The following is a 10,728-nucleotide window of genomic DNA, read 5'->3' on the forward strand; positions in this document are numbered from 1 at the left end:
AGCCCGCCCTCAGCGCGGCCACCAGCGTCACGGGCGCATCCGGCGAGGTGACGTCCAACAGGAGCGCCTCACCGCCCACGCGCGCGGCGGTCTGCTTCAGCGCGTCCCCGAGCGCGGGCACGTCCAGGCACACCACGCGCGCGCCCTCCTGGGCCAGCCGCTCCGCCGTCGCCGCGCCGATGCCGCGCGCCGCGCCCGTCACCAGGGCCACCTTGCCGCTCAACGCCGCGTGCAGCGGCACGGCCGACGCCGCGCGCACGTCGCCGGAGAGGTGGAGCGCCTGGCCCGACACATAGGTACTCCCCACGTCGCAGAAGAAGCGCACCGGGCCGGCCAGCCGCGCCTCGGCGCCGCGCGCCACGTAGGCGACGTTCGCGGTGACACCCTGGCGGCCCACCTCCTTGCCCAGGCTGCGCACGAAGCCCTCCACGCCACGCGCCGCCGCGGAGGCCGCGGGGCTTGGCGCCTCGTCCGGCTCCGTCGCCAGCACCAGCACCCGCGCGTTGCGCGCGAGCCGGGGGAGCAGCGGGTGGAAGAAGTCATAGAGGGCGCGCGTGTCCTGGGGCCCGCCCAGCCCCGTGGCGTCGAAGAGGACCGCGTCCACACGCTGGGAGGCGTCCGAGGGAGGACCATCCAGCACCCGGGCGCCACCGCTCGTGAACGCGGCCTGGGCGCCCTCTGCGGCGAAGCCACCCGGGGCCGCGCCCAGCACCACGACGCGGTTCGCGAAGGGCTGCGCCGCCCAGCCCCCTTCGGCCCGCGCCAGCCGCGTGGGCTGGGGCAGGCCCAGGGCCTTCACGAGCCCACGGGTGAACGGGTTGTGGGCCAGGGACATGAGCCGGTCGGTCATGGTGGGGACTCCGGAGACTTGGGAAGGCGAGGCGCCGGGGACCGTAGCAGGAGTGCCCGGGCCTCGCGCTCAGCGCTTCGGCCTGTAGCGCAGCCAGAGCAGCTCCCCCGCGCGCTTCTCGACGGAGACCCGCTTCAGGTGCCGCGCGCGCGCCCGCTTCCCCTCCACATCGAACAGCGCGGGCGTGCCCACGCCGCCATCCGCGATGGGCGCCACCAGGATGCTCAGCTCGTCGATGAGGTCCGCGGCCAGGAAGGTGCCGTTGAGCTTCCCTCCCCCTAAAGCAGGAGCTTGCGGATGCCGAACACCTTGCGGAGCTTCTCGAGCAGCTTCTTCAGGTCCAGCGAGTCCTTGCCGCCGAACAGGTACGAGACGCCCTTGTCCTGGAGGAGCGCCAGGTAGTCGTCGGAGACCTGCTCGGTAAGGAGGGAGAGGACGTGCTCCTCGTCGATGGAGCCCGACCTCCAGGTGAGCTTCCCGGACGGGGCCAGCACGATGGCGTGGGGCTCCGCGTCGCGCCGCGCGATGAAGTCCTCGCGGGGAATCGGCGCCCCCGCCTTGCGCAGGGGCACCTTCGCCTTGCCGGCGTAGGGCTCCATGGAGACGCGGCCAAGCATCCGCGCGTCCGCGTCGTAGGTCTCCGCCGTGCGCTCGTACTCGGCCATCGCCCGGGGTGGCAGCTTCCACCCCTTCGTGACGATGCGCCCGTCGAGCGATGGGACCATGTGGCAGATGACCTACGGCCGCTTCGCGTCCTCCAGGGTCCGGCCCCTGTCAGAGCTTCGAGGCCACGAGCTGGGAGAGCTCGATCATCCGGTTCGAGAAGCCCCACTCGTTGTCGTACCAGGCGAAGACCTTGGCGAAGCGCTCGCCCAGCACCTGGGTGAGCGTGGCGTCGAAGATGGAGGAGCGCGCATCCCCCAGGTAGTCGCTGGAGACCAGCTGCTCCTCGGTGTAGCCGAGGATGTTCGCCATCGGCCCCTCGCTCGCGGCCTTCATCGCGGCGTGAATCGAGTCCTTGGTGAGCGGCCGGGTGCTCTCGAAGGTGAGGTCCACGAGCGAGACGTCCATCGTCGGCACGCGCATCGCCTGGCCATCGAACTTGCCCTTGAGCGAGGGGATGACCTCGCTCAGCGCCTTGGCGGCCCCGGAGGACGCGGGGATGATGTTCTGCGCGGCGGCGCGCGCCCGGCGCAAGTCGCCCTTGCGGTGCGGCACGTCGAGCAGCGCCTGGTCATTGGTGTACGAGTGCGTCGTCGTCATCAGGCCGCGCTCCAGCCCGAAGCCGTCCAGCAGCACCTTCGCCACCGGCGCCAGGCAGTTCGTCGTGCACGAGCCGCACGAGATGACGTGGTGCTTCGCGGCGTCGTAGTCCTGCGTGTTCACGCCCAGGACGATGGTCGCGTCGTGGCCCTTGGCCGGCGCGCCGATGATGACCTTGCGAGCCCCGGCGGACACGTGCGCGACGGCCTTCTCCTTGTCGGTGAACAGGCCCGTGCACTCCAGCACGATGTCCACGCCCAGCTCCTTCCAGGGGAGCTTGCCCGGGTCCTTCTCCGCGACGACGCGAATCTCACGGCCCTCGATGACGAGCCTACCGTCCCGCGCCTCGGCCCGGTGCGTGGCGCGGCCGTGGACGGTGTCGTAGTTGTACAGATGCGCGAGCGTCGCGGCGTCCGTCAGGTCATTGAGCGCGACGAGCTCCAGGTCCTTGATGCCTCGCTCGAACATCGCGCGGACGATGCAGCGGCCGATGCGGCCGAAGCCGTTGATGGCGAGTTTCCGGGTCATTGCGTCAGGTCTCCTTGAGAAGAAGGGATGGCGGGGGCTCCCCACGGATGGGGAGCCCGCCGCCGGGCTCATCAGGCGAACTCCACTACTCCGTGGCGCGGACCCAGTGCTGGGTGCGGCCCAGCAGGGACATGCCGATGTAGCCGCGCACCTTCAGCTTCTTGCCACCGTCCTCGACGGCGACCTTGCACTTGTAGGTCTTGCCGTTGGCCGGGTCGAGGATGGTGCCGCCCGTCCACTCGTCGTCGTCCTTCTTCAGGTTCTGGAGGATGGTCATCCCGATGATGGGCTGGTCCTTGAGCGAACCCTGGCACTTGTCGCAGACGGGGTTCTGGTCCTCGGTCGGCTCGCGGAAGAGCTTCTCAATCTTGCCGAACAGCTTGCCGTCCTGCTCGGTGATGACGATGACGGACTTGGGCTTCTTCGTCTCGTCATCGATGGTCGTCCACCGGCCCGTGGGACCGGTCGCCGGAGCGGCGGCGGGGGCCTTCGCGGCCGGCGCGGCGGCGGGAGCCTCGGCGGCAGGGGCCGCGGCGGGAGCCGCGTCCTGGGCCAGGGCGTTCGAGGCCATCATCAGACACAGGGAAGTGAGTCCGAACCACCGGGTTGCTTTCATGTCTTGAGGTCCTTGCGCGCGGGGCTCACGTCGGCGGGGGCTTGCGCTCGAGCGCCCCACCAGCCCGGTTGTACTCCAACGTCACACCAGGAGGCAGCCCCGCGTGACGCGCACGGATGCCGCTGTGCGGCATCGACACCATTCGCCGGGGGCCACCCGTCAAGCCCGGGGCCTACCCCCCAGGGGTGAGCGACAGCCCTCGGGCGCGCGCCTATTCAAGAAGCCAGGCGCAGCACGAACCCGAGGACGTTCACGGCGATGCACTTCACGTCGAAGGAACTCGAACTGAGGGAGAGAATCATCACCGCCCTCCACAGCTCCCTGTCCCTGCCGCTGGTCCTGGAGGCGACGCGGGCCCCGCTGCTCGAGCTCACCCCCGCGGACCACATGGGCCTGTGCGTGATGACGCCGGGGCCGCCCCTCGACTTCCAGTGGCTGGTTCCCGGCCACCGGCTGACGCTGCTGGACGAGTACCCCCGGTGGGCCGACTCGGACTTCGTGCGCGCGCCCATCTTCGCGCAGCCCAACGTGGTGCTCCGGGACACGCAGATGCTGCCGCGCAGGGCGCTGGAAGCCAGCGCGCTGTACCGGCGCAGCCAGGAGCTGGACCTCAGGCTGGAGCACGTCATGGCCGTGCTGCTGCCCGCCAAGGAGACCCTGCTCGGCGCCTTCACCCTGTACCGGGACCGCCGGGTGGAGTTCTCCGAGCACGAAGCCGCGCTCCTCACGAGCCTCACGCCCCACCTCACCAACGCGATCCGCAACTGCCGCGACATGCAGGCGGCCCGCAGCGGCGCGAGGCTCCTGGAGGAGCTCTACAACCGGCCGGACGCGGGCTTCCTGGTGGTGCTCCCGCCGAGCCGCGAGCTCCTGCGCTCGGAGCGCGCCAGGGTGCTCCTGGACACGTGGTTTACCCCCTCCGACCTCCACGCGTCGGGCATCCCGGGCATGTTGCTGGAGCGGCTGCAGGCCCTGACGCGCATGCACCCGGACGAGCGGCTCAAGCACAACCCGCTCGTGTCGCTGCGCGGCGAGACGTACCTGGTGGTGCGCTTCATCGAACTGCCCCAGCCCGAGGGCCCCGCCCAGTGGGCCCTGTCCATGAACGAGGTCCCCATGTCGATTCCCCTCCCGCAGAACATGCGCCTGCAGCTCACGAACCGGCAGGTCGACATCGCCCAGGGCATCCTGCGCAACTGGTCCAACGAGCAGATCGCCGAGCACCTCGGGCTCTCCGAGGACACGGTGAAGACGCACGTGCGCGACATCTTCGGCCGGCTGAAGGTCGACAACCGCGCGGACTTCCTCTACCAGGCCTCGCACCTCAACCGGCCCCTCTGAGCAGTCGCTCCTAGAAGCGTGGGAGCGCGAGCAGGTTGTCGGTGGAGATGCCGTTCGCCTTCGTGCGCAGGTACGGAGGCGTCGCCTCGACCACCTCCACCTTCACGTCCATGGGGCGGTTGCGCACCCGCGCATCCCCGCCCCTCTGGACCCACAGCACCAGCTCCGCGCGGCTGCACTCTCCCGCGTGGGTCGCCTCGACCCAGCGCAGGCGGGTGATGTGCTCGTGGAGCGTGCCCCCCTCGAGTCGTATCTGGGTGATGTAGCGCATGAAGTCGCCTCCGGTTCGAATGCCACGGTTGAGGGCGGAGGATCGCCGTCCAGGAGGGAGGTGTCTCTACCTCCCCGGAGGTAGAGGCCCGCTTCAGCCCTCCCGGAAGATGCCCGGGTAGATGCTGCGCGTGGCGCGCGCGGAGAGGACCACGGCGGCCTGCTCCTCGGGGTCCGTCAGTTCGCGCAGCACCGTGTTCATCTCCGCCACGTGGCCCTCGTCCAGCGCGCCGTGGCTGCGCAGGAACGTCACCGCCTTGCGGATATTGGGGATGGCATCCACGGCGATGAGGCGCGCCACCGCGCCGCTCGCGCGCGTCTGGGAGAGGTACTCCAGGACGTACGCCGTCCCCAGCACCGCCGTCGGCACGCCCGAGCGGGACGTGAAGAAGTTCCAGCCGGTGTACGCCTCCACCGCGGGCGTCTTCACCGCGCGCTCGACGCGCTCCGCCCCGACGCCCAGGTTCTTCAGGTCCGACAGGAGCCACTTCTCGTGGCCGCGCTCCTCGTCCGCCTTGCGCAGCAGCAGCTCCGCCAGCCACGGGTGCGTGCCCAGCCGCCGCAGCCTGCGCCCGGCGTCGCCCAGCATCGGCGTGCTCCAGCGCGCGTAGTGGTACGTCTGGACGAGGTAGTGGATGTAGCCCGCCTCGTCGAGCGTGCCGTCGAAGAGCCGCCGCGCGTCCGGGTGCGCGTCCAGCGCCGCCACCAGCGCCCTCGCCTCCTGGTCCAGGAGCTCCACCCACCCCGTCGGGTCCTGCGTCCGCGTCTGCACGTGTGTCTCCTCTCCGGGCCACATCCGGCCGTCCATGCACTCCTTTCGTGGCCGCGGCCCGAAGTGCGCCGCGGCGACGTTTGCGTGGGAGGAGAGCAGGCCCCTGTCCGAGGCCTGGGTGCCGCTACGCCGCGCCGTCCTGGTAGTGCCGCTCGTGCTGCTGACGGAGCACGAACTTCTGGGCCTTGCCGGTGGACGTCTGCGGCATGGCCTCCAGCAGGACGACGGACTTGGGCATCTCGAAGCCGCCGAGGTGCTGCTTGCAGTGGGTGATGAGGTCCGGTGCCGTGGCCGAGGCGCCGGGCTTGAGCACGACGAAGCCGGTGACGGCCTCCGCCCAGCGCGGGTGCGGCAGGCCCACCACCGCCACCTGCAGGACGGCGGGGTGGCGCAGGAGGACCTCCTCGACCTTGATGGACGGGACGTTCTCTCCACCGGTCTTGATCATGTCCTTCTTGCGGTCCACGAAGAGCAGCTGGCCGTCGGCGTCGAACATGCCGAGGTCGCCGGTGTGGTGCCAGCCGAACGCCCGCGCGCGCTCGGTGGCCTCCGGGTCCTTGTAGTAGCCGAGCATCACGTTCGGCCCGCGGTGGACGATTTCGCCCACCTCGCCGCGGCCGAGCAGCCGGCCCTCGTCATCCATGATGGCCGTCTCGTTCGTCACCACCGAGTCCCCCCAGTACGAGCCGAACCGCTTGAGCTGCTGCTCGGGCTTGAACATGGTGGTGGCCGGGTACATCTCCGTCTGCCCCGACGCGAGCGCGAACCCGCCCGGGCAGAACTTCTCCAGGAGCTCCACCAGCAGCGTGCGCGCCATGGGCGCCATGACGTACAGGCACATGCGCAGGCTGGACAGCTTCGTCGTCGGACGCGCCGGGTGCGCCAGCATGGCGCCGTACATGATGGGCAGGCCCAACAGGAAGGTGACGCCGCGCCGCTCGATGGTGGCGAGCATGGCGCCGGGCTCGAACACCCGCCGCACGATGACGGTGGCGCCCGCCATCAGGAACGACACGGAGACGGCGTGCTGCGCGCAGTGGAACATCGGCAGCACGCACACCGTCACGTCGCTGGGACGCAGCTCCAGCTCGAACAGGTTCCCGCTGAGCGCCGAATGGATGGACGCGTGCGAGTGCATCACGCCCTTCTGCTGGCCGGTGGTGCCGCTGGTGTACATGATCTGCGCCAGCTGCGTGCTCTCGAGGTCCACCGCCGGCGGCGTGCCGTGCTGGCCCTTCAGCGTGTCCAGGAAGGTGATGGCGCCACCGCCGGGCGCGGCCTGTCCCTCGGGGACACAGACGATGAGGCCCAGGCCTCGCGCGTCGAGCATCGCGCGCAGCTCCGGCTTCGCGAGCAGCTCCAGGTCGATGACCACCCGCGACACCTCGGCGTGGTCGAGGATGTAGCCGATGGCATCCACGGAGAGACCCGTGTTGATGGGCACCCAGACCAGGCCCGCCTTGTAGATGCCGAAGAAGGCGGTGACCATCTGCGCGGAGTTGCCGCAGAGCATGGCCACCCGCGCGCCCGGGGCGAGCCCCTGGCCGAGCAGGTGGTGGGCGAACGCGTTGGCCCGCCGGTCCAGCTCCGCGTAGGACAGCTCCAGCTCACCGTCGATGAGCGCCGTGCGCTCCGGCCACCGGAGCGCCGAGCGGCGGAGGATGTCTCCCAGCGAGACGCGGCTGATGTGCTTGTAGACGGCTTCCGGGGTCTGTCCCATCGTGTGCTCCTTCCCGCCCGACTCGGGCGCGCGAGTGGTCCCCCCCGTCATGCACTTCAGCCTCGCGACTTGCGAGGCAGGGTGCCCATGGCCTTGCTGATGATGCCGAGCATCACCTCGTCGGCGCCGCCGCCGATGGACCCCAGGCGCAAGTCACGATGCGCGCGCGCCAGCGGGTTGTCCCAGGTGAAGCCCATGCCGCCCCAGTATTGGAGGCAGCCGTCGACCAGCTCCCGGGCGAGCCGCCCCGACTTGAGCTTGCACATGGAGGCGAGCTTCACCACCTGGGGGTCGTCCTTGTTCTCGATGTAGAGGGCGACGGTGCGGTAGATGAGCGCGCGGAGCGCCTCCACCTCCGTCTGCAGCTCCGCGAGCCGGAAGTGCACGGACTGGTTGTCGAGAATCGACTGGCCGAAGGCCTTGCGCTCCCGCGCGTACTCGGCCGTCTGCGCGATGAGCCGGTCGAACGTCACCAGGGTGCTCGCCGCCACGAAGAGGCGCTCCTCCTGGAACTGCTGCATCTGCATGGCGAAGCCGCGCCCCTCGTCGCCGATGCGGTTTCGCACCGGGACGCGCACGCCGTCGAAGAAGAGCTGCGCGGTGTCGGACGCCCACATGCCGAGCTTGCGAATCTTCGCGCGGGTGATGCCGGGCCGGTCCATGGGGACGATGATGAGCGACTTGTTCGCGTGCGCCGGGCCGTCCCCCGTGTTGGCGAGCAGGCAGACCCAGTCCGCCTGCATGCCATTCGTGATCCACATCTTGCCGCCCGTGATGACGTAGTCGTCGCCGTCACGGCGCGCGGTGGTCGTCACGCTCGCCACGTCGGAGCCGGCGCCGGCCTCGCTCACCGCGATGGAGCACACGCGCTCCCCGGCGAGCGTGGGCGCGAGGAACTCCCGTCGCAGCTCGTCACTTCCGAAGCGGGCGAGCGCGGGCGTGGCCATGTCCGTGACGACGCCGATGGCCATGGGCAGCGCGCCGCAGGTGCAGTGTCCCAGCTCCTCCGCGAAGGCGACCGAGAACGAGGCGTCCAGCCCCAGCCCGCCGAACTCCGTGGGCTTGGTGATGCCCAAGAGCCCCAGCTCCCCCAGCTTCTTGAACACCTCCCGCGCCGGGAACAGCTCCGCGTCCTCCCACGCGTCCACGTGGGGGTTGAGCTCCTGCTCGACGAACTTGCGGACCGTCTGACGGATGGCGCGGTGTTCCTGGGTCTCGTGCATGCGCTGCCTCGGTGGCTCGAAAGCCAGAGAAGGGTCGACGAAGGGAGGGCGCCACCCCGGCGCGGCGCGCGCACCCAACGGGCGTCCAGCACACCCTCCTACCGATGAGCCCCGAGTCTGCATCCCGCCCTTCTAAAAAAGCAAGCACGCTTGCTTTTTTCAAGGACCAGCCCAGCAGGCATCTCGGCTCGCCGCGTCATCCCTCGAGTCCCGTGGCGCACACCGTGGCCGGCGGTGCGCGCGGGGCCCCGCGCCGTTGAGCCCGAGACGATGGTGCTGAACGTCTGCGTGCCGCCCGAGGCCGTCGAGGGCGCCGGGTCAGTGCGCCTCGGACAGGTGGCTCGTGGCAGTCCAGCGCTTGCCATCGAAGCGATAGAACCAGGTGGCGTTGCCCTCGCCCCAGTCCACGAGCGCGTCCCGGCTCGTCGCGGGCACGCCATGCTGGCCGGGCTTCTTGTTCGGGAGGTAGAGCTGGAGGCAGCTCACCTCGCGGGGCAGTGACTGGACCTCCCGCACGAGCCCCTTGCGCGTGAAGAGGACGCGCACGGGCACCGAGCCATTGCACGAGAAGCCCTTGCCCGGGAACGCGTAGTCCGGCGCGCCGTCCTGGTCGAAGTCGCCCCGGATGCAGGGCACGCCCGTCGTGCGGAGCACCTGCGCATCCAGCCCGAGCTCGCGCAGCGCGGACTCCGCCGAGCCCACGCTGCCCACGCACAGGCACTGCTGCGCCTCCGCCGGGTTGCAGTTGGGGTCCTGATAGGAGAGCTCCACGCGCTTCGGGGCCTCCGGCGCAGGAGTCGCCTGGGTGCTCGGGGTCACCACGGCTTGGGACGACGCCTCGGCGTAGCCGAGGGCAACCAACGGAAGAGTCCAGCCCAGCATCCAGCGCACACCCATGACGTATCGGTTCCTTCCAGGCCCAGGGATGAAACGGGCACCCGCCTATACGGCGGGGAGCGAGCGCTATTCAATGCGCCCGCGCACGAAGCGCGCCCCCCCAGGGCGGACCGTGTCGACCGGTGGCGCGTCCCCATGGACCCGGCCTCGTCCTGGGAGGGGCGGCGAGGCAGAATCGGCCGGCACATGCTCTTCGACGCGAGGACGTGGAACCGGCACCTGCGCGGCCACGTCATCCATGACTGCGCCATCTCCCATGCGGGGCGGCTCCACTTCACCCTCGGCCTGGACGAAGGCAAGGCGGGCTTCAGCCTCGCCCCCGACACGCGCTTTCTCTGCTGCGACCTGGACGCGCCCGCCTCGCGGCGGTTCTCCCATGTGGACGCGCTCAATCTCGGTCCGGTGCGCAGCGCGGTGGCCACGGCCCCCTCGCTGGAGCTGGTCGCGGTCGACCCCGCAGGGCGGCTCTACCGATGTCCGGGCCGGGGTGCGCCCACGCAGGACGCGCCACCCCTGCCGTGGAAGCCGCGCCTGAAGCACCACGAGGGCCACGTCAGGAACCTCAAGCGCGTGGGCCGCCACGTCTACGCGCTCACCGATGCCCGCGAAATCCTCCGCCGCCAGGGCGCGCAACGCTGGGTGCCGCTCGCGGCGAGCGCGAAGGGTGCGCCCTTCCCTCGCGCCACGGGCAAGCAGGCGGGATGGAGCACGGGCTTCAACGACCTGGATGGCTTCGCCTCCGACGACCTGTACGCCGTGGGCGGCTTCGGTGATGTCTGGCACTTCGACGGGAAGGACTGGACGAAGTTGCCCTTTGCCAAGGACACGCTGGTGCACACGGTGTGCTGCGCCGGTGATGGGAACGTCTACATCACCGGCCACCGGGGCACGCTCTGGGTCGGCCGGGGGAAGCAGTGGAAGCGACTCCAGGATGGAGGGCTGCCCCTGTCGGAGTTCAGCGACAGCGCGTGGTTCGCGGGTGCGCTCTACTGCGGGGCCCATGAGGGCCTTTGGGTGAAGACCCAGCAAGGACGGCTGCGACCCGTGCGCGAGGTGGACCCGAGGATGAAGGCGGACGTGGCGAGGTGCTCCGGTCGCATCGGACTCAGCCCGGATGGCACGAGGATGCTGAGCGCGAGCCGCCGAGGCGCCTGCCTCTTCGATGGCGAGCGCTGGACACTGTTGTTCAAGACCTCCCGCCCCTCCACGGCCCCACGGCGCAAGATGGCCTCTCGGAGGAAGCCATGT

Annotated in this window: 12 protein-coding genes; 2 read left to right on the plus strand and 10 right to left on the minus strand. The window is 70.3% G+C overall.

Annotation, left to right across the window (positions count from 1 at the left end):
- The 5 genes from FL311_RS46195 to FL311_RS36275 form a co-directional block, all read right to left on the minus strand.
- A partial coding sequence (locus FL311_RS46195) for an SDR family oxidoreductase (RefSeq protein ID WP_141332255.1) occupies positions 1-850 on the minus strand: 850 nt, incomplete at its 3' end.
- A gap of 69 nt (positions 851-919) precedes the next feature.
- Positions 920-1,102, minus strand: coding sequence for a hypothetical protein (locus FL311_RS45645; RefSeq protein WP_255510391.1), 183 nt, complete (start codon positions 1,100-1,102; stop codon positions 920-922).
- A gap of 26 nt (positions 1,103-1,128) precedes the next feature.
- Positions 1,129-1,575, minus strand: a complete 447-nt coding sequence (locus FL311_RS36265) for a hypothetical protein (protein ID WP_228557310.1) — start codon at positions 1,573-1,575, stop codon at positions 1,129-1,131.
- A 49-nt stretch (positions 1,576-1,624) separates the two neighbouring features.
- Entirely contained in the window at positions 1,625-2,641 is a 1,017-nt protein-coding gene (gap, locus tag FL311_RS36270) for a type I glyceraldehyde-3-phosphate dehydrogenase (RefSeq protein WP_141332256.1), read from the minus strand.
- Between the two features lie 85 nt (positions 2,642-2,726).
- Positions 2,727-3,257, minus strand: coding sequence for a DUF2147 domain-containing protein (locus tag FL311_RS36275; RefSeq protein WP_141332257.1), 531 nt, complete (start codon positions 3,255-3,257; stop codon positions 2,727-2,729).
- Positions 3,258-3,515: 258 nt separating this feature from the next.
- Between FL311_RS36275 and FL311_RS36280 the strand changes: the two genes are divergently transcribed.
- The gene (locus FL311_RS36280; protein WP_141332258.1) at positions 3,516-4,598 is read left to right on the plus strand and encodes a LuxR C-terminal-related transcriptional regulator; all 1,083 of its coding nucleotides are present in this window, start codon (positions 3,516-3,518) and stop codon (positions 4,596-4,598) included.
- Between the two features lie 10 nt (positions 4,599-4,608).
- Here FL311_RS36280 and FL311_RS36285 read toward each other — a convergent pair whose 3' ends face one another.
- The 5 genes from FL311_RS36285 to FL311_RS36305 all read right to left on the minus strand — a co-directional run bounded on the left by FL311_RS36285 (position 4,609) and on the right by FL311_RS36305 (position 9,480).
- Positions 4,609-4,869, minus strand: a complete 261-nt coding sequence (locus FL311_RS36285; protein ID WP_141332259.1) for a DUF3892 domain-containing protein — start codon at positions 4,867-4,869, stop codon at positions 4,609-4,611.
- Between the two features lie 93 nt (positions 4,870-4,962).
- On the minus strand, positions 4,963-5,640 hold the full coding sequence (locus FL311_RS36290; RefSeq protein WP_141332260.1) for an iron-containing redox enzyme family protein: 678 nt from the start codon (positions 5,638-5,640) through the stop codon (positions 4,963-4,965).
- A 124-nt stretch (positions 5,641-5,764) separates the two neighbouring features.
- Entirely contained in the window at positions 5,765-7,360 is a 1,596-nt protein-coding gene (locus FL311_RS36295; protein ID WP_141332261.1) for an AMP-binding protein, read from the minus strand.
- Positions 7,361-7,416: 56 nt separating this feature from the next.
- Positions 7,417-8,583 carry an acyl-CoA dehydrogenase family protein gene (locus FL311_RS36300; RefSeq protein ID WP_141332262.1) on the minus strand — a complete coding sequence of 389 codons (1,167 nt, stop codon included), beginning with the start codon at positions 8,581-8,583 and terminating at the stop codon, positions 7,417-7,419.
- A gap of 318 nt (positions 8,584-8,901) precedes the next feature.
- Complete coding sequence (locus FL311_RS36305; RefSeq protein ID WP_141332263.1) at positions 8,902-9,480, minus strand: hypothetical protein; 579 nt, start codon at positions 9,478-9,480, stop codon at positions 8,902-8,904.
- A 186-nt stretch (positions 9,481-9,666) separates the two neighbouring features.
- Here FL311_RS36305 and FL311_RS36310 point away from each other — a divergent pair.
- Positions 9,667-10,728: hypothetical protein (locus FL311_RS36310; protein WP_305036178.1), on the plus strand; the 1,062-nt coding region annotated here is incomplete at its 3' end.

Source organism: Myxococcus sp. AB025B, from assembly GCF_006518215.1.
GTDB classification, from domain to species: domain Bacteria; phylum Myxococcota; class Myxococcia; order Myxococcales; family Myxococcaceae; genus Myxococcus; species Myxococcus fulvus.